The sequence below is a fragment of the Streptomyces sp. NPDC085946 genome, from assembly GCF_044540485.1.
In the GTDB taxonomy this organism is placed as follows: Bacteria; Actinomycetota; Actinomycetes; order Streptomycetales; family Streptomycetaceae; genus Streptomyces.
In genome coordinates, this window is record NZ_JBITSF010000004.1 from 95,624 (window position 1) to 112,709 (window position 17,086).

The 17,086-nt window shown below is 75.4% G+C and carries 14 protein-coding genes and 1 pseudogene; 9 read left to right on the forward strand and 6 right to left on the reverse strand.

All coding sequences use genetic code 11. From position 1 onward, the window contains the following. Positions 1-106 precede the first annotated feature (106 nt). Positions 107-1,015: pseudogene (locus ACIF8T_RS10515) on the forward strand (LysR family transcriptional regulator); the annotation flags it as partial. 270 nt (positions 1,016-1,285) lie between these two features. Here ACIF8T_RS10515 and ACIF8T_RS10520 read toward each other — a convergent pair. The 3 genes from ACIF8T_RS10520 to ACIF8T_RS10530 all read right to left on the reverse strand — a co-directional run bounded on the left by ACIF8T_RS10520 (position 1,286) and on the right by ACIF8T_RS10530 (position 4,359). Then, positions 1,286-1,453: a hypothetical protein gene (locus tag ACIF8T_RS10520; RefSeq protein ID WP_400033294.1), complete on the reverse strand. Its 168-nt coding sequence runs from the start codon at positions 1,451-1,453 to the stop codon at positions 1,286-1,288. Positions 1,454-1,557: 104 nt separating this feature from the next. Next, positions 1,558-3,681 (reverse strand): MMPL family transporter, encoded by a 2,124-nt coding sequence (locus ACIF8T_RS10525; RefSeq protein WP_400033296.1) that lies wholly within the window; start codon positions 3,679-3,681, stop codon positions 1,558-1,560. Between the two features lie 156 nt (positions 3,682-3,837). Continuing rightward, positions 3,838-4,359 (reverse strand): MarR family winged helix-turn-helix transcriptional regulator, encoded by a 522-nt coding sequence (locus ACIF8T_RS10530; protein WP_400033298.1) that lies wholly within the window; start codon positions 4,357-4,359, stop codon positions 3,838-3,840. Between the two features lie 168 nt (positions 4,360-4,527). Here ACIF8T_RS10530 and ACIF8T_RS10535 point away from each other — a divergent pair, with 168 nt between their 5' ends. Beyond that, the gene (locus ACIF8T_RS10535; protein WP_400033911.1) at positions 4,528-6,063 is read left to right on the forward strand and encodes an SDR family oxidoreductase; all 1,536 of its coding nucleotides are present in this window, start codon (positions 4,528-4,530) and stop codon (positions 6,061-6,063) included. Positions 6,064-6,175: 112 nt separating this feature from the next. After that, complete coding sequence (locus tag ACIF8T_RS10540; RefSeq protein WP_400033300.1) at positions 6,176-7,561, forward strand: cryptochrome/photolyase family protein; 1,386 nt, start codon at positions 6,176-6,178, stop codon at positions 7,559-7,561. A gap of 18 nt (positions 7,562-7,579) precedes the next feature. Here the strand turns inward: ACIF8T_RS10540 and ACIF8T_RS10545 are convergent, their stop codons facing one another. Then, entirely contained in the window at positions 7,580-8,602 is a 1,023-nt protein-coding gene (locus ACIF8T_RS10545; RefSeq protein WP_400033302.1) for a MerR family transcriptional regulator, read from the reverse strand. A gap of 132 nt (positions 8,603-8,734) precedes the next feature. Between ACIF8T_RS10545 and ACIF8T_RS10550 the strand changes: the two genes are divergently transcribed. After that, positions 8,735-9,307: a sigma-70 family RNA polymerase sigma factor gene (locus ACIF8T_RS10550; protein ID WP_400033304.1), complete on the forward strand. Its 573-nt coding sequence runs from the start codon at positions 8,735-8,737 to the stop codon at positions 9,305-9,307. A gap of 251 nt (positions 9,308-9,558) precedes the next feature. Next, positions 9,559-9,999, forward strand: coding sequence for an SPW repeat protein (locus tag ACIF8T_RS10555; RefSeq protein WP_400033306.1), 441 nt, complete (start codon positions 9,559-9,561; stop codon positions 9,997-9,999). 101 nt (positions 10,000-10,100) lie between these two features. Here the strand turns inward: ACIF8T_RS10555 and ACIF8T_RS10560 are convergent, their stop codons facing one another. Continuing rightward, entirely contained in the window at positions 10,101-10,877 is a 777-nt protein-coding gene (locus ACIF8T_RS10560; RefSeq protein WP_400033308.1) for a GNAT family N-acetyltransferase, read from the reverse strand. Positions 10,878-10,993: 116 nt separating this feature from the next. Here ACIF8T_RS10560 and ACIF8T_RS10565 point away from each other — a divergent pair, with 116 nt between their 5' ends. After that, positions 10,994-11,473, forward strand: coding sequence for a nucleoside deaminase (locus tag ACIF8T_RS10565; RefSeq protein ID WP_400033310.1), 480 nt, complete (start codon positions 10,994-10,996; stop codon positions 11,471-11,473). Positions 11,474-11,588: 115 nt separating this feature from the next. Here ACIF8T_RS10565 and ACIF8T_RS10570 read toward each other — a convergent pair whose 3' ends face one another. Further along, complete coding sequence (locus ACIF8T_RS10570; protein ID WP_400033312.1) at positions 11,589-12,293, reverse strand: chaplin family protein; 705 nt, start codon at positions 12,291-12,293, stop codon at positions 11,589-11,591. A 324-nt stretch (positions 12,294-12,617) separates the two neighbouring features. On the opposite strand from ACIF8T_RS10570, the gene ACIF8T_RS10575 reads away from it, so the two are divergent. The 3 genes from ACIF8T_RS10575 to ACIF8T_RS10585 all read left to right on the forward strand — a co-directional run bounded on the left by ACIF8T_RS10575 (position 12,618) and on the right by ACIF8T_RS10585 (position 17,063). Continuing rightward, on the forward strand, positions 12,618-14,192 hold the full coding sequence (locus ACIF8T_RS10575; RefSeq protein WP_400033314.1) for an alpha/beta hydrolase: 1,575 nt from the start codon (positions 12,618-12,620) through the stop codon (positions 14,190-14,192). A gap of 77 nt (positions 14,193-14,269) precedes the next feature. Further along, positions 14,270-15,364, forward strand: a complete 1,095-nt coding sequence (locus ACIF8T_RS10580; protein ID WP_400033316.1) for a chemotaxis protein — start codon at positions 14,270-14,272, stop codon at positions 15,362-15,364. A 310-nt stretch (positions 15,365-15,674) separates the two neighbouring features. Continuing rightward, complete coding sequence (locus ACIF8T_RS10585) at positions 15,675-17,063, forward strand: PP2C family protein-serine/threonine phosphatase (protein ID WP_400033318.1); 1,389 nt, start codon at positions 15,675-15,677, stop codon at positions 17,061-17,063. Positions 17,064-17,086: the final 23 nt, after the last annotated feature.

Sequence of the window (17,086 nt, forward strand, 5' to 3'; positions counted from 1 at the left end):
CGTCAAGGAAAACCCGACCGGTCTCGTATCGCGGACCATTGGATTTCACGAACGTGTGACAGGAAAACCCTTGAACCGAGCGCCGGGGCGCCCGCATTCTGCGGCGGTGCGGACAGAACAGCTGGAATACATCGCGGCGGTCACCCGGCTCGGTTCGCTGCGCCGTGCCGCCGAGGAACTGCGCCTGTCGCAGCCCGCGTTGAGCGAGACGGTGCGCAACCTGGAGCGGGAGCTGGGCGTCGACCTGCTGGAGCGCAAGCGGTCGGGGGCGCGGATGAGCGCCTCGGGCCGGGAGCTGCTGCCGCACATCGTCGGCGTGCTGGAGGCGGTGGACCGGTTGCGGGCCGCCGCGGGCGAGCAGCACCGCATCAGCCGCATGGTGCGCGTCGGCACGGTGAACGCGGCGACGGTGCCGCTGCTGATCCCGGTGGTGCGGGCGTTCCGCGCCGCCCATCCGGTCACCCAGGTGGAGGTCGTCGGCGCGCAGCAGACCGACATCCACCGGGGTCTGCTGGAGGGCGGTTTCGACCTCGGCCTGGTGAACCACCTGGAGGGCGACGACACCCCCGCCGAGTTCGAGAGCACCGAACTGCTCAGCGGCCGGCCGGTGGTGTGCGTACGCCCCGGCAGCCCGCTCGCCGCGCGGTCCGCGGTGTCGGTCGACGACCTGCTCACCGAGCCGCTGATCGGGATGCGCACGGGCTATGTGATGCACCGGTACGTGCACCGGCTGCTGGACGGCCGCGGCCCTTCCTTCGCCTACTCCACCGACGGGGCGGAGATGGGCAAGCTGATGGTCGCGGAGGGGCTGGGGGCGACCGTCCTGCCCGACTTCAGCGTGATCGGGGACCCGCTGGAGCGGTGCGGCGCGATCACCCACCGGCCGCTCGCCGGCGACGCCACACGGGTCCTGCTGATGCTCCAGCGCCGCCGCGCGGAGTCCGTCCCGCGCGCGGCCCACGACCTGCGCGCGGCCTTCGTGCGCCGGGCGGAGGAACTGGGCGGGACGCTGACCGGCGGGAGTCCGCCGACGGCCGACGGCCCGCGGGATCCCGCCCGCGTCCGCCGGCCCGGAGGGCCCCGGCGGGACCCGGCCGGCGGCATGCGGCCCGGCCGCCCCGCCACCGACGCGGCACGGGCCGGCAGGGCCCTCGACAGCGGTCCCCCGCACGGGAGTTGACGGGCCCGGGCCCCGCCGTGCCCGGCCCGCCGGGGCGTGGGCCACCGGCCCCACGCCCCGCACACCGCCGCCCGCCGGCCTCCGGCGCGCCGACGACCTGCTGTTTCAGTCCTCGTCGCGCGACGGCACGACCACCAGGAACGCGTCCGACTTCAGATCCATGACGACCGTCGCGGGCTCACCCTCCGCGCGACGCGCCGCCGCGTACTCCTCCGCCGGCCACGATCCGCGCGGAGCCCCCGCCGGAAAACGCTCCAACACCTTCGCGCCCATAGCGGCAGACACCTCCATGATCGACCAGACTCCGAACCGACAACTTCGTACAATCCGGCTGCCCTGGATCGGGGCAAGCATGTCCGGCGGCCCACCGCGACATGTCAGGAATCCTCACGGGCCGTGACGAGCGTGCGGTCCTCCGCGGGCGCCCGCCCGTCGCGGCGGCTCAGCCGCCCGGGCCACCACGCCCGGGCACCGGCGTCCCGCACCAGCGCGGGCACCAGCAGCGACCGCACCACGAGCGTGTCGAGCAGCACACCGAAGGCGACGATGAAGGCGATCTGCGCCAGGAAGGCCAGCGGGATCACCCCGAGGGCGGCGAAGGTCGCGGCGAGCACCACCCCGGCCGAGGTGATCACCCCGCCCGTGGTGACCAGCCCGCGCAGCACGCCCTGGCGCACGCCGTGCCGCAGCGACTCCTCGCGGACCCGGGACATGAGGAAGATGTTGTAGTCGACGCCGAGGGCGACGAGGAAGACGAAGCCGTACAGCGGCACGGACGGGTCGGTGCCGGTGAAGCCGAGGACGTGCTCGAAGACGAGCGCCGAGACGCCCAGCGTGGCGAGGAAGTTGAGCGCCACGGTGGCCACCAGCAGCGCCGGCATGGCGAGCGAGCGCAGCAGCACCGTGAGGATGAGGAAGATGATGGCGAGGACGACCGGCACGATCAGCGTGCGGTCCCGTTCCGCGGTGCGCAGGGTGTCGTACTGCTGGGCCGTGTAGCCGCCGACCAGGGCGTCGGCGTCCGGGACGGCGTGCAGGGCGGTCCGCAGCCGGGCCACGGTGTCCTTGGCCGTGTCGCTGTCCGCGGCGGAGGCGAGGGTGACGTCGACGCGTACGCGTCCGTCGGCGACCAGAGGGTCGCCGCCGGGGCGCCCGGAGGCGGACACGGGGGCCGCGGAGGCGACGCCCTCGGTGTCCTCGGCCGCCGCGACGACCCGGTCCACGCGGTCGGCGTCGGCGATGACCACGGTGGGGTTGCCCGAGCCGCCGGGGAAGTGCCGGCCGAGGGTCTGCTGCGCGGCGACGGACGGCGCGTCGTTCACGAAGGTCTCGTCGAGCGGCACGCCCTTGGAGGTGAGGGCGGGGGCGAAGGCGGCGCAGGCCAGCAGGCCGGCGAGGGTGACGGCCCACACCCGGCGGGGCGCCCGGTCGACCAGGCCCGCGACCCGGTGCCAGACGCCGCCGGCGGACTTCCCGGCGTCGGGGCGGGGCTTGGCGGGCCAGTAGGCGGCGCGGCCGAGCAGGACGAGGACGGCAGGCAGGAACGTCAGGGAGCTCAGTACGGCGCAGCCGATGCCGATCGCGCCGACCGGGCCGAGGGCGCGGTTGTTGGTCAGGTCGCTGAGCAGCAGGGCGAGCAGGCCGAGGGCGACGGTGGCGGCACTGGCCACCACGGCGCCCCAGGACTGCCGCAGCGCGGCGCGCACCGCCGCGAACCGGTCGGCGCGCTGGGCGAGTTCCTCCCGGTAGCGGGCGGTGAGCAGCAGGGCGTAGTCGGTGGCGGCGCCGATCACGAGGATGGAGAGGATGCCCTGGACCTGGCCGTCGACGCGGACCACGTCGCGGTCGGCGAGGGCGTACACGACCGCGCAGGCCAGGCCCAGCGCGAAGACCGCGCCGAGGATGATCACGAGAGGGAGGAGCACGCTGCGGTAGACCAGCAGCAGGATGACGAGGACGGTGACCAGGGCGACGGCGAGCAGCAGCCCGTCGATCCCGGCGAACGCGTCGGACAGGTCCGCCTGGCTCGCGGCGGGTCCGGCCACCTGGACGGTGGTGCCGGGAACCCGTTCGGCGGCGGCGCGGACGCGGTCGAGGGCCTGCGGCAGCTCGTCCCCGAGGTCGGGCCTGAGCTGGACCACGCCCTGCAGGGCCTGCCCGTCCTCGGAGAGCAGCGCGGGCGACGTCTTGCCGGTCACGCCCGGCGCCCCGGCCAGCGAGGCGAGGGCCCGGCCGGCCGCCGCGCGCCGGTCCGCGACCTCGCCGTCGCGGTCGTCGGTCCACACGACGATCGCCGGCAGGGTCTCGTCCTGCCGGAAGGCGCGCTGGCGGTCGAGGACCTCGGTGGACTCGGCGCTGCGCGGCAGGAAGGCGGCCTGGTCGTTGGTGGCGACCTCGCCGAGGCGTCCGGCGAAGGGACCGAGGACGCCCCCGATGCCCAGCCAGACGGCGATCAGGAGGACGGGGACGAGCCAGCGGGCCCGGCGTGGGGTGGGGGACATGCGATCTCCGGACGGTGGGAGGCGTTTCGGGACGTGCTGGTGCCCACATATCTCAACGAAAAACAATCTCAATGATTGAGATATATGGCCGGGACGGATCTTAGACGACGCCTGGTGTTCCGTTTCCGGCCGGTCCCCGGATGCGGGGCGCCCGGCTCAGCGCCCCGGCGTCCTGCGCACCGCGAGCTCGTCGTTCATCGCGGCGAGGAAGCGCAGCACCACCGCGAGCTCCCGCTCGGTGAACCCCGACCGGGCCGCCTGCGCCGCCTCGGCGAGCGGGCGGAAGTAGGTACGGGCGGCGGACCGCGCGTCGGCGGCGTAGTACAGGTGCACCACCCGGCGGTCGGCGCTCTCCCGGACCCGGCGGATGTGCCCGGCGCGCTCCAGCCGGTCCACGCACGCGGTGACGGCACCGGAGGTGAGACCGAGGTGCTCGCGCAGCCTGCCCGGGGTCATCGGCTCGTCGGCGTCGAGGATGGCGGCGAGCGCCTGGATGTCCGTGGCGTGCAGTCCCTGCTCGCCCGCGAAACCCTGCACCATGCGGTTGATCTCGCTGTTCATCCGCCGCAGCTGCACGGCGAAGGCGCGCGGGTCGGTCGCCCCCGCCTCCGCGGGCGCCCCGGGGCCCCGCTCGTCCTGCTCCCGCCCGCCCTGCTCCCGGTCGTCTGCTGTGGCCACGTGATCAGCCTATAGACACCGGCGCGCGCTCCCCGCCGGCCCTCGCGCGGCCGGGCGGCAGCCGGCCCGCGCACGGTCCGGTGACAACCGCGCCCCGCGCATCCGGCACCGGACGTTCCGGGGAAGCGATCCGTGGAGGAGCACACCGCGACGGAGGGCCGAGAGCTGATGAACGGTGACGAGCACCGCGCACGCGCACCGCGCTGCCTGGTGACCGGGGCGACGGGCTACATCGGCGGCCGGCTCGTCCCGGAGCTGCTGGCGGCGGGCCACCGGGTGCGCTGCCTGGCCCGTTCCCCGGAGAGGCTGCGCGACCACCCGTGGGCCGGCGAGGCCGAGGTGGTGCGCGGGGACGTCACGGACGCCCCGTCGGTCGCCGCGGCGATGGACGGCGTCGACGTGGCCTACTACCTGGTGCACGCCCTCGGCACGGGCCGGGACTTCGAGGAGACCGACCGCCGGGCCGCGCGGATCTTCGCGCGGGCGGCGCGGGAGGCGGGCGTACGGCGCATCGTCTACCTCGGCGGGCTCACCCCGGCGGGCGTCCCCGAGCGGGAGCTCTCGCCGCACCTGCGCTCCCGCGCCGAGGTGGGCCGCATCCTGCTGGACTCGGGCGTGCCGACGACCGTGCTGCGCGCCGCGATCGTCATCGGCTCGGGCTCGGCCTCCTTCGAGATGCTGCGCTACCTCACCGAACGCCTCCCGGTGATGGTGACGCCGAGCTGGGTGCGCACCCGGATCCAGCCCGTCGCCGTCCGGGACGTGCTGCGCGCCCTGGTCGGCAGCGCCCGCATGCCGGACGACGTGAACCGCGCCTTCGACATCGGCGGGCCGGACGTGCTGACGTACCGGGAGATGATGGCCGGGTACGCGGCGGTCGCGGGCCTGCCGCGCCGGTTCATCGTGCCGGTCCCGGTCCTCACGCCCGGCCTGTCCAGCCACTGGGTCGGCCTGGTCACCCCCGTGCCCGCGTCCATCGCCCGGCCGCTGACCGAGTCGCTGCGCCACGAGGTGGTGTGCCACGAGCACGACATCGCGCGGTACGTGCCCGACCCCCCGGGCCACCCGATCGGCTTCCACGAGGCCGTCCGGCAGGCGCTGCGCCGGGTGCGCGACGCCGAGGTCGTCACCCGCTGGTCGTCGGCCTCGGTGCCCGGCGCTCCCAGCGATCCCCTGCCCACCGACCCCGACTGGGCCGGCGGCAGCCTCTACACCGACCACCGCGAACGGGCCGTCCGCGCCTCCCCCGAGGCCCTGTGGCGGGTCGTCGAGGGCATCGGCGGCGAGAACGGCTGGTACTCCTTCCCGCTGGCCTGGGCGCTGCGGGGCTGGCTGGACCGGCTGGTCGGCGGGGTCGGCCTGCGCCGCGGGCGGCGGGACGCCCAGCGGCTGCGGGTCGGGGACTCGCTGGACTTCTGGCGGGTGGAGGAGATCGAGCCGGGCCGGCTGCTGCGGCTGCGCGCGGAGATGCGGCTGCCGGGCCTGGCCTGGCTGGAGATGTACGTCGACACCGACGGCGACGGCCGGAGCCGGTACCGCCAGCGGGCCCTGTTCCATCCGCACGGCCTGCTCGGGCAGGCCTACTGGTGGGGCGTGTCGCCGTTCCACGCGGTCGTGTTCGGCGGGATGGCCCGCAACATCGCGCGGGCGGCGGAGCAGCAGGCCCAGGTCACCCGGGAGAGGGAAGGAACCGGCGCCCCCTGAGACGACCGCATCCGTGCGGTCCCGCGGACCGGAAGCCAAGGTCGCCCGTTCCCGTGCACCGGCCCCTTCCGTCCTCCCGCGCGCCCCGCCCTTCCTTCCCGGAGCCACCCCGATGAACGTCTCGGTCGTCCTGTTCACCGCCGATCTGCGGCTGCACGACCATCCGCCCCTGTCCGCCGCGCTCGACAGCTGCGGCGGTTCCGGCCACGTGGTGCCCCTGTTCGTGCGCGACCGGTCGGTGGCCGCCGCCGGGTTCGACGCGCCGAACCGGCTGGCGTTCCTCGCCGACTGCCTGCGCGATCTGGACGCGGGCCTGCGCGAACGCGGCGGGCGGCTCGTCGTCCGCTCGGGCGACGTGGTCGAGGAGGTGTGCCGGGTGGTCCTGGAGGCGGACGCCGACGAGGTCCACATGGCGGCCGACGTCAGCGCGTTCGCGCGGCGCCGCGAGGCGCGGCTGCGCCGGGCGCTGGAGGCGGAGGGCCGGCGGCTGCACGTCCACGAGACGGTCACCACGGCCGTGCCGCCCGGGCTGCTGACACCGTCCTCCACGGACCACTTCGCCGTCTTCACGCCGTACTTCCGGCACTGGTCGCAGCACCGGCTGCGCGACGCCCTGCGCGCGCCCCGCTCCGTACGGGTCCCGGACGGCGTCGGCTCGGACGGAGTGCCGTCCCGCACCGGCCTGTCCGGCGTCTCCGAGGCGCTGGCCCGGGGCGGCGAGAAGGAGGGCAGGAAGCGGCTCACCGCGTGGCTGCGCGGCGGCCTGGCCGGGTACGCGGACCGCCAGGACGACCTGGCCGGCGACGCCACCTCCCGCCTCTCGCCCCACCTGCACTTCGGCACGCTCTCCCCCGTCGAGCTCGTCCACCGGGCCCGCCGGGCGGGCGGGCCGGGCGCCGAGGCGTTCGTCCGGCAGCTGGCCTGGCGCGACTTCCACCGCCAGGTGCTGGCGGCGCGGCCGGCCGCGTCCACCGCGGACTACCGCACCAAGCACGACCGCTGGCGCACCGAGCGGACGGCGGGCGCCGACATCGCGGCCTGGCGGGCGGGCCGCACCGGCTACCCGCTGGTCGACGCCGCGATGCGCCAGCTGCGCCACGAGGGCTGGATGCACAACCGCGCCCGCCTGCTGACCGCGAGCTTCCTCGCCAAGACGCTGTACGTCGACTGGCGCGTGGGCGCCCGGCACTTCCTGGACCTGCTGGTGGACGGCGACGTGGCCAGCAACCAGCTCAACTGGCAGTGGATGGCCGGCACCGGCACCGACTCCCGGCCCAACCGCGTCCTCAACCCCGTCACCCAGGCCAAGCGGTACGACCCGCGCGGCACGTACGTACGGCGCTGGGTGCCCGAGCTGGCGCCGCTGGACGGGCCCGCGCTGTTCGAGCCCTGGAGGCTCGCGGAGGACGACCGGGCCGCGCTCGGCTACCCCGGCCCGATCGTCGGGCTCTCCGCGGGACTCGCGCGGTTCCGGCGGGCCCGGGGCCGCGAGGAGTGAGCGCGCCCGCCGTGCCGGTCAGCGCGCCCCGGCCCCGGCCAGCGTGTCCAGGGCGTCCCCCAGGCCGGTCGGTCTGAGCATGCCCCGCGCGGCGCGTCCGGCCCAGCCGGGTCCGCCCAGCATCACGAGCGGCTGCCTGCGCGCCCCCTTCACCCCCCACTGCGTCCCGGCCACGTGCCGGGCCAGCGGCAGGCTCGCGGTGGAGCGGGCCTGCGCCCACAGGACGACGGCCGACGGGCCCAGCCGCTGCACCGCCGCCGTGAGCGCCTCGACGGGTACGGCCGCGCCGAGCATCCGCGTGGCCACCCCGAGGCCGGTCAGTCCGGCGTTCAGCGCCTCCAGCGGCAGGGTGTGCTGCTCGCCGGGGACGCAGGCCAGCAGGACGGGCCCGGCCGCGCCCGCGCCCTGCGGGGCGGGCGGGCGGGTGTACCGGCGCAGCGTGGTGGACACGTGCCAGGACAGCAGGTGCTCGACCTCGACGTACCGGTCGCCGGAGGAGGCCCACTTGCGTCCGACGGCGTGCAGGGTCGGCACCATCACCTCCTGCCAGGCGACGACCAGGCCGTGCTCCTCCACCGCGGAGACGAGCTGCTCCTCGACGGCCGGGGCGTCCAGCCGCACCGCGGCGCGGGCCAGGCCCCGGCACTCCTGGCGGACGTCGCCCAGCGGCAGCGATCCGGCGGCCCGGGAGCGCCCCGGCGCGGCACGGTCACGGGTCCGGCCGGCCGGCTCCGTGCTCTGCGGCGGGACGCCGGCGCCCCCCTTGGCGACCCGGGCGGCCTCGCCGGGCGGCACCCCCGCCGAGGTCAGCCGGCACATCGCCTCCAGCATCGCCACGTCCCGCGCCGACCAGCGGCGGTGCCGGCCGTCGGCGCGGACCTCGGGACCGATGCCGTACCTGCTGTCCCAGGAGCGCAGGGTGGTGGGCGACACGCCCAGGCGGCGGGCCACCGCGCCGGTCGTCAGACCCGTGTCGGCGGCCCGGGCGGCGGGCGGTGCGGGGCGGGTCTGCGGTGCCTTCCCCGCCGTGGACTCAGCCATGAAGCCGACTTTACGGCACTGATCGACGCAGAAACGATGCGAGTTGAGGACGCCGTCGCCGCGCTCGGACGATGACGGCACCGGGGCGCGGCCGCCCCGGTGGTCTCCGGTCCGAGGTGAGGAGCCGTCGTCATGAGCCCGCCTGCGGTGCGCCGCCCGGTCGAGGAACCGCTCACCGACGAGGATGTGGCGCGGGGCCTGGTCGCGGGCGACCAGGACTGCCTGTCCGTCGCGTACGACCGCTGGTCGGCACTGGTCTTCACCCTGGCGCGGCGCTCGCTGGGGGACACGGCGGAGGCGGAGGACGTCACCCAGCAGGTGTTCCTCGGCGTGTGGCGGGGGCGGTCGGGGTACCGGCCGGAGCGCGGCACGCTCGGCGGGTGGATCGTCGGGATCGCCCGGCGCAGGATCGCCGACGCGCTGGCGGCGCGGACCCGCCGCACGGACCTGCTCGCCGCGGCGGGCTCCGACCTGGCGCTCGCCGACCCCGCCGGGGCCCGGCCCGAGGCCGCCCTGGACCGGGTGCTCATCCGTCAGGAGCTCGCCCGGCTGCCGGGCCCCCAGCGGCGGGTCCTGCACCTGGCCTTCTACGAGGACCTGACGCAGACCCAGATCGCCGAGCGCACCGGCTGGCCGCTCGGCACGGTCAAGAGCCACGCGCGGCGCGGGCTGCACCGGCTGCGCCGCTGCCTGGAGGACGGCTGAGCCGCCCGTGACGCACGCGGTGCATCCGGACGCGCCGCGTCACCGGAAGAACAGGGGGCGGTGCCGGTCGAGCCGCGCGCCGCCCGCCCCCCGGGGAGAGTCGGTGCTCCCCGGGGGCTCGCTCCTGCCCGGGCCCGCAGATGCCCCCATCTCTACACATAAAGACCGAATAAGCGCAGAATGAAGATACGCGGCGCTTATCGCACAGCGCACCCCACGCGGACCGGCCTGTGAGTCAAAGGAGACGCGTCATGGCCAACGTCTCGCCCACCAGAGGTGACATCACCAGCCACCCCGACGCTTCGGAGATGCGGGCCCGCTACGACCGAGTGCTCGGCGGTCGCGACGTGGCGCTCGTGGACGGACCGGTGTTCCTCCTCGGTCTGTACTGCGCGGCCTCCCCCTGGATCGTCCACTACACGACCAGCCAGCCCGCACTCGTCGCCCACAACCTGATCGTCGGCATCGCGATCGGCCTGCTGGCCCTGGGGTTCACCCGGGCGCCCGAGCGCATGTACGGCCTCAGCTGGGCCATGTGCGCGATGGGCGTGTGGATGATCATCGCGCCGTGGGTCGTCGGGCGGAACCCGGACGCCGGTGTGATCTGGAACAACATCGTCATCGGCGCCCTGGCCCTCGCCCTGGGACTGGTCTGCGCCGGCACGGCGGCGAAGAGCGCCCCGAAGCCGTAGGAGGCCCGTCCGGCAGGAAGCGGCGGAAGGCACGTGCCCCGTAGAAGAGACAGGCCGGCCCGCACCCCGCGGACCGGCCCGCTCACGCCTCGCCGTGACGGCTACGGCACGTACACGTACGGCGTCGTCGTGGTCAGCGGGTGGAAGCCGAGGCGTTCGAGGACGGGGCGGCTCTGGCGGGAGGCGTCGACCTGGAGGTAGCGGCAACCGCGGGCCGCGGCCGCGCGGGCCCGGTACGCCACCAGGGCGCGGTAGACACCGCGGCCGCGCCACGCCTCGACGGTGCCCCCGCCCCACAGCCCGGCGAACGGCGTGCCCGGCACGAACTCCATGCGGGCCGCGCTCACCGCTTCGTCCCCGGCGAGGGCCACGACCGCGACGACGGTGTCGGGCTCGGCCGTCAGCCGGGCGAGGAGCTGGTGACGCAGCCCGGAGGAGTCCGTCCCGAACGCCCTCTCGTGCACCTCGGCCACGAGGGCGACGCCCGCCCGGTCGGTGACGGGGACGACGCGGACCCCCTCGGGCGGCTCGGTGTCCAGGTCGAGGCCGGCCACCTCGCCGACCATCAGCGTCTCCCGCGGCCCCGGGCGGAACCCGGCGGCAGCCAGCCGGTCCCCGAGGTCCGCCGGCCGGTCGTGCCCGTAGTGCTTCCACTCGAACGGGAGCCCGAGCCCGGTGAAGTACGCGATCTGCTCGGCGATCGCCGCGTCCGCGCCCGCCCCGTCCAGGGCCGACCACACGACGGCGCTCCAGCCCGGCGCGGAGGCGACCTGGCGCACCACGCCGCCCGTCCGCTCGATCCGGGCGTCCGGGCCGTCCGGCCCCGCTCCCTCGCGCACGGTCCGGTCGAAGAGGGCGAGCACCGCGTCGTGATCCATGGCGCCACTCCAGCAGGCGTGCGCCGCGCGGGCAACGGGATTACGGTGCCTGCGGGCCCGGCCGCGGCCGACCGCTCGCGCCCGCGGCCCGTCGTCTCACGGAAGGTGCGTACGCCATGGTCGTGAAGGACTCCGAACTGCCGCACCTGCGCCGCTGCGTGGAGCTGGCGGCCGAGGCCCTGGAGGCCGGGGACGAGCCGTTCGGCTCGGTGCTGGTCGGCGGTGACGGCACCGTGCTCGGCGAGGACCACAACCGGGTGGCCTCCGGCGACCGCACCCGGCACCCGGAGTTCGAACTGGCCCGCCGGGCGGCCGCCCGCCTGACGCCCGGGGAGCGGGCGGCGGCCACCGTGTACACGTCCGGCGAGCACTGCCCGATGTGCGCGGCCGCCCACGCCTGGGTGGGCCTCGGACGCATCGTGTACGTCGCCTCCTCCGCCCAGCTGTCGGCCTGGCTGGAGGAGTGGGGCGTGCCCGCCCCGCCGGTGCGCGCGCTCCCCGTACAGGAGATCGCGCCCCGGGTGACCGTGGAGGGCCCGGTGCCCGAGCTGACGGAGCGGGTGCGGGAGCTGCACGCCCGGTTCCACCGCCGCTGACCCTCGCCGGAGCCGCGGGGAACCACCGCACCACGAGGCGCCGGGGGCACGGCGCGAGGCACCGCCGCGGCACGGAGCCCCGCCGGTCGGCACCGGCGGGGCTCCTCGTGTCCGGTCAGCCGTTCGCGCCGGGGCGGAAGCGCCTGCGCAGCACGATCCCTCCCGCGACCAGCGCCGCGCTCGCCGCGAGGGCGGGGACGGTCCGGTCGGCGCCGGTCTCGGCGAGGGAGCCCGCGGCCGGTTCCTCGACGAGGCCGGCCGGCTCGGGGGCCGGGCGCGCGGTGTCCGGCACGACCGGCTTCGGGGCCGGGTGGTGGGCCTCGGGCGGCGTGGACGGCCGCGGCTCCGGCTGCTCGGGGGGTGCGGTCGGCTCGGGCCGGTCCACCTCGGGCGTGTTCCCGGACTGGTTGCCGAACGCCGGGTTGCCGATCCCGACCACGTCCACGGTGTTACCGCTGACGTTCACCGGCAGGTCGACGGGCAGCTGGAGCCCGTTGCCCGAGATCACGCCCGGCGCATCCGTGGTGCCGCCCTGCGCGGCCGCTCCGCCGGAGGACGTCTCGGCCGGTCCGCCCTTCCCCCCCTCGTTGACGCACGTGTTGCCCATCGCGGGATTGAGGAGTCCGACGACGTCCACCGTGTTCCCGCACACGTTCAGGGGCACGTGCACCGGAAGCTGAATGCTGTTCCCGGAGATCGCTCCCGGCGAGTCGGCCGCGGAGCCGTCCGCCGCGGAGTCGGCGAAAGCCGACCCCGTCATTGCCATCGCGCCCGAGACGGCGGCGACGGCGATCAGACCGTTTCGGGTCACCCGTCCCATAGGTTCCCTGCCTTCCAGACATGGTCGCGGGCACTCACCCGCACCGGGTAGAACGCGGGCGGTCCAGCGGGGTTATGGCCTGTCCGTCTTTCACTCCATCGAGCGGCCCCTTCGTCGAACTAGCGGTAAAGAACCTCGTATGCGCGCCGGGCGAGCGGGAAGGGGAAGGGCCGCCGTGCCGTCCGGTGCCGGAGAAGGGGGAAGGGCGCGGAAAGGGCGGAGGGGCGGAACGCCCGTCCGGAGGCGCGGCGCGCGGGGTCCCCTTATGGTGTGGTCCAGACGCCGTTCTCCCGGTCCGCTGCGGGGCGCTTCTTGGAGGCATCGATGCTGGCCAAGCTGTCCGTACGGCCCTCGGTCCGGCGCTGCGCGGTCACCGCCGCGGTCGGACTGGCCGTGCTCGGCGCGGGGCTGTCGGCCACCGACGAACCGGCCTCCGACCTGGCCCGCTTCTACCGCCAGAAGGTCCGGTGGGCGGCGTGCGAGGGCGCGGACACGCCCAAGGACCTGCAGTGCGGGAAGGTCACCGTCCCGCTCGACTACGCCCGGCCCGCGGCGGGCACCCTCGACCTGGCGCTGGCCCGCTACCGCGCGACGGGCCCCTCGCGCGGCTCGGTGGTGCTGAACTTCGGCGGCCCGGGCGGCGCCGGGGTGAGCGAACTCGCCGCCGGCGGCGGCAAGGACTTCATGGACCTGACGGACGGCTACGACGTGGTCGCCTTCGACCCCCGGGGAGTCGGCCGGTCCTCCCCCGTCAGCTGCGGCGAGGGCTCCGACGACGCGCTGGCGGCGACGGTCGGCAGCGCCGACGTCGACGACCCGCGGGCCGTGCTGGACCGGCTGCGCGAGGCGGCCGACGCGTGCGCCGCGCACTCGGGGCCCGTCCTGCGCCACATCGGCACGGTGGACGCCGCGCGCGACATGGACGTCCTGCGCCAGGCGCTCGGCGACAAGAAGCTGAACTACCTGGGCTTCTCCTACGGGACCCGGCTGGGCGCCGTCTACGCCGCCCAGTTCCCCGGCCGGGTGGGCCGGATGGTCCTGGACGGCGTGGACACGCTGACGGAACCGCTGGCCGAGCAGGGGCTGGCGAGCGTGCGGGGCCAGCAGACCGCGCTGGAGAACTTCCTCACCTGGTGCGCTAAGGACGTCGGCTGTCCGTTCGGGCAGGATCCGCGCGACGCGCGGAAGCAGGTCGTGCAGCTGGTCCGCTCGCTCGACGCGGACCCGGTGCCGACGGACTTCGGCAACGAGTTCTCCGGCCAGGACCTGGCGGGCGCCATCGGCCAGGCGCTCTACAGCCGGGAGATGTGGCCGTCGCTGGTGCGGGCCCTGCTGCAGCTGCTGGAGGACGGCGACACCCGCGCCGTCGAGGGCTTCGCCACCGAGGGCGTGGCGCTGCCCGTGCCGCGGCGGGACGACGGCGGTCTCGTCGACGAGGAGGACGTCCCGCTGGACAACCTCCCGGCGGCACTGGTGGCGGTCAACTGCGCGGACGATCCCGACCGCCCGACCGCCGCGCAGGTCGAGAGGGACCTCGGCCGGCTGCGCGCCGCGTACGAGGAGGCGTCGCCGGTGTTCGGCCCGTACCGGCTCGCCCAGGTGCTCATGTGCTACGGCCGCCCCAAGGGCACCGACTTCATCCGGGAGCGGGTCAAGGACCTCGACACGCCGAAGATGCTGCTGATCGGCACCCGGGGTGATCCCGCCACGCCGTACCGCTGGACGCAGCAGACCGCCGAGCGGCTCGGTTCCGCGGCGGTGGTGCTGGACAACAAGGGCGAGGGCCACACCGGGTACGCCTCCTCCGCGTGCGTGCACCGCAAGGTCGACGACTTCCTGCTCTACGGCAGCCTGCCGCGCAACGGCAGCTCCTGCGGCGCCGAGGACGACGAGGAGTAGGCCCCGGCGGCGGTCCGCCGACCGGCTGACGAATTGCCCCGAATGCCCTACTCGCGAGTCGGTCCTATGGTGCTGTCATGGAGCACGATCTCAGCCCCGCCGCCCTCGCCGAGCTGCGCCGCCGGCGCCCCTACCCCGCCGTGTCCGTGCTGACCCCGACGCACCGGCGCGAGCCCTACCACGCGCAGGACTCCGTACGGCTGCGCAACGCGGTGGCCGAGGCGAAGAAGCAGATGGAGACCGATCCGTCGGTCACCCGCGAACGCCGCGCCGAGGTCGCCCGGCAGCTCGACCGGGCGCTGGCCGAGGTGGACCTGACGCACGCCGAGGACGGCCTGGCGATCTTCGCCGCCCCGGGCGAGCACCAGGTGTGGTCGCTCGCGCGCAGCGTGCCCGAGCGCGTCGTGCTCTCGGACACCTTCCTCACCCGCAATCTCGTCTCCGCGCAGACCGCCGAGCGGCCGTTCTGGGTGCTCGCGCTCGCCGCCGACCGCGTCACGCTGTGGAACGGCGGCGCCGGCCGCGTCGTGGAGGAGCACAGCGGCGGCTTCCCGCTCACCCGGGACGTGGAGAACTTCGACCCCGAGCGGCAGCAGCGCATCGGGGACCCGCCGAGCAGCTTCCGGGACGAGCGCACCCGCCGGTTCCTGCGCGAGGCCGACACCGCGATGAGCGCGCTGCTGCGCCTGCACCCGCGCCCGCTGTACGTCAGCGGCGAGCCGGCCGCCCTGGCCCTGCTGGACGAGGTCGGCAGCGTCGCCTCGCGCGCGGTGCACGTCCCGCGCGGCGGTCTCGCGCACGCCACCGCGGAGACCGTGTGGCAGGCGGTGCGCCCGGTGATCGAGGCCGAGGACCACAAGAGCGCGCACGCGGTGGCGCGGGCGCTGGAGACGGCGCGCGGCCGACGGGCGTACGCGGCCGGTGTCGACGAAGTGTGGCGCAGCGCCCTGGAGGGCCGCGTCCGGCTGCTGGCCGTCGAGGAGAACTACCGCGTGACGGTGGCCGACCTGGGCGACCACCTGGTCCCCGCCGAGAGCGGCGACCTCGACGCCCGCGAGGACATCGTGGACGAGATCGTCGAGCAGTGCCTGGAGACCGGCGCCGACGTCCGGTTCGTCCCGGACGGCACCCTGGGGGACGCGCACGGGATCGCGGGGGTGCTGCGGTACTGACACCGACCGCACCGGTCACGCTGCGTACACCCTCGCCCATGCCGAACACGGGGCCGTCGAACACACGAGTGAGCGCGACGCCGGCGCCCCCGGCCGTCCGTCAAGTCGCGTAATCCGCCTACGACTTGCCCCGTCCGGCGACGTACACCGAAGGGGCCCGCGGCATCACTCCGCGAAGACTGTGGCATATGCCTGAAGCATCACCGCAACGTGTGTTGCCAAATCCCTTACAGGGCGTCGCGGCCTGTGCCACAGTCGTAGCGGTCCCTGCGCCCGCCCTGGCCGTACCGTTCCCGTATCGGAGTGCGTCATGCCGTCCCCTCTCTCCGCGGACCGCCCCGCCGCCCAGCCGCCGGGACGCGGTCCGGTCGACGCACTCATCTCGCAGACGCGGCGGCTCAAGGGCGAGGTGGACGCGGTGCGGCGGGACGCGCAGGGCGACGGATCGGACCCCCGGGAGCGGTGGCAGCGCGCCCTGTGCGACCTGGCGCTGCACCAACTCGACGACCTGGACGCGCACTTGGCGCAGTTACGGGACGGCCCGCTCCCCGCGCCCGGAGCGGCGCCCGCGCCACGGCACGGCTCGCTGCTCAGCCGGGTCGGCACCGCCGAGTGGAACCTGCTGACCGACGAGGCCGGCTGGTCCGGGGAGTTCTGCCAGATCCTGGGGCGCGACCCGGCCGCTCCCCCGCTCACCCTCGACGAACTGCCCTCGCTGGTGCTCGACGAGGACCGGCCCACGCTCACCGCGATGGTCACCCACTGCCTCGTCGACGCCCGGCCCATAGACGGGGAGTTCCGGATCGTGCGCCCGGACGGCGAGGTGCGGACCGTGCACATGATGGGCGAACCGGTCCTCGACGCCGACGGCAGCGCGGCCTCCATGTGGGCCGTGCTGCGGGACGTCAGCGAACTGCGCCGCACGCAGCGGGCGGTGAGCGAGACCCGTGACTCGCTCACCGCCCGGCCGTGTGCCGCGCGGGCCGCGGTCGAGCCGCAGGAGGCCGCGCCGCTCCCCTGGCACGGCCCCCTGCGGCTCCCGCGCTCCGGCCCGCCCGCCCTCGACGTCGCGGCCCGCCACCTGCTCCCGGCGGCCGGCGCCCCTCTCGGCGGCGACTGGTACGACGTCCTCGAACTCCCCGGCGGCGAGACCCTGCTCACCGTCGGCGACCTCACCGGGCACGGCGCCGGCGCGGCAGCGGACCGGGCGATGGTGCTCGGCGCGGTGCGCGGCATGGCGATGGCGGGCACCGGGCCCGGACAGCTGATGGGCTGGCTCAACCAGCTGGTGGACGCCGCCGCCGAACCGGCCCTGGGCAGCGCCGTCTGCTGCCGCTACCGGCCCGGGACCCGCACGCTGGTGTGGGCACAGGCCGGACACCCCGCCCCGCTGCTGTTCCGCGACGGGACGGGGCGTGTACTGGACGCACCCGACGGCGTGCTGCTCGGCGCCACCACGGGCGCCGCCTACGGGCAGGCCGAGGAGGCCCTCCGGGCGGACGACCTGCTGCTCCTCCACACCGACGGACTGGTGTCCGGGCACAGCGGCACCGACGCCGCGGGAACCCTCCTCGCACTGGCCCCGCTCCTGGCCGGGGCCCGGACCGCGCAGGACTGCGTCCGGACGGTCGTCGAGGAGTTCGGCGGGGACGGGCGCCAGGACCACGCCTGCGTGCTCGCCGTCAAGGTGACGTCGTGACCGGCACCGCGCCGCCGCCGGAG

Bases quoted from the DNA above. Each gene is read 5' to 3' on its own strand.
- ACIF8T_RS10555 (WP_400033306.1), top strand. From the start codon at position 9,559: ATGGCCAACGTCTCGCCCACCAGAGGTGACATCACCAGCCACCCCGAC.
- ACIF8T_RS10580 (WP_400033316.1), top strand. From the start codon at position 14,270: ATGGAGCACGATCTCAGCCCCGCCGCCCTCGCCGAGCTGCGCCGCCGG.
- ACIF8T_RS10550 (WP_400033304.1), top strand. From the start codon at position 8,735: ATGAGCCCGCCTGCGGTGCGCCGCCCGGTCGAGGAACCGCTCACCGAC.
- ACIF8T_RS10520 (WP_400033294.1), bottom strand. From the start codon at position 1,453: ATGGGCGCGAAGGTGTTGGAGCGTTTTCCGGCGGGGGCTCCGCGCGGA.
- ACIF8T_RS10535 (WP_400033911.1), top strand. From the start codon at position 4,528: ATGAACGGTGACGAGCACCGCGCACGCGCACCGCGCTGCCTGGTGACC.
- ACIF8T_RS10540 (WP_400033300.1), top strand. From the start codon at position 6,176: ATGAACGTCTCGGTCGTCCTGTTCACCGCCGATCTGCGGCTGCACGAC.
- ACIF8T_RS10565 (WP_400033310.1), top strand. From the start codon at position 10,994: ATGGTCGTGAAGGACTCCGAACTGCCGCACCTGCGCCGCTGCGTGGAG.
- ACIF8T_RS10575 (WP_400033314.1), top strand. From the start codon at position 12,618: ATGCTGGCCAAGCTGTCCGTACGGCCCTCGGTCCGGCGCTGCGCGGTC.
- ACIF8T_RS10545 (WP_400033302.1), bottom strand. From the start codon at position 8,602: ATGGCTGAGTCCACGGCGGGGAAGGCACCGCAGACCCGCCCCGCACCG.
- ACIF8T_RS10560 (WP_400033308.1), bottom strand. From the start codon at position 10,877: ATGGATCACGACGCGGTGCTCGCCCTCTTCGACCGGACCGTGCGCGAG.
- ACIF8T_RS10585 (WP_400033318.1), top strand. From the start codon at position 15,675: ATGCCGTCCCCTCTCTCCGCGGACCGCCCCGCCGCCCAGCCGCCGGGA.
- ACIF8T_RS10570 (WP_400033312.1), bottom strand. From the start codon at position 12,293: ATGGGACGGGTGACCCGAAACGGTCTGATCGCCGTCGCCGCCGTCTCG.
- ACIF8T_RS10525 (WP_400033296.1), bottom strand. From the start codon at position 3,681: ATGTCCCCCACCCCACGCCGGGCCCGCTGGCTCGTCCCCGTCCTCCTG.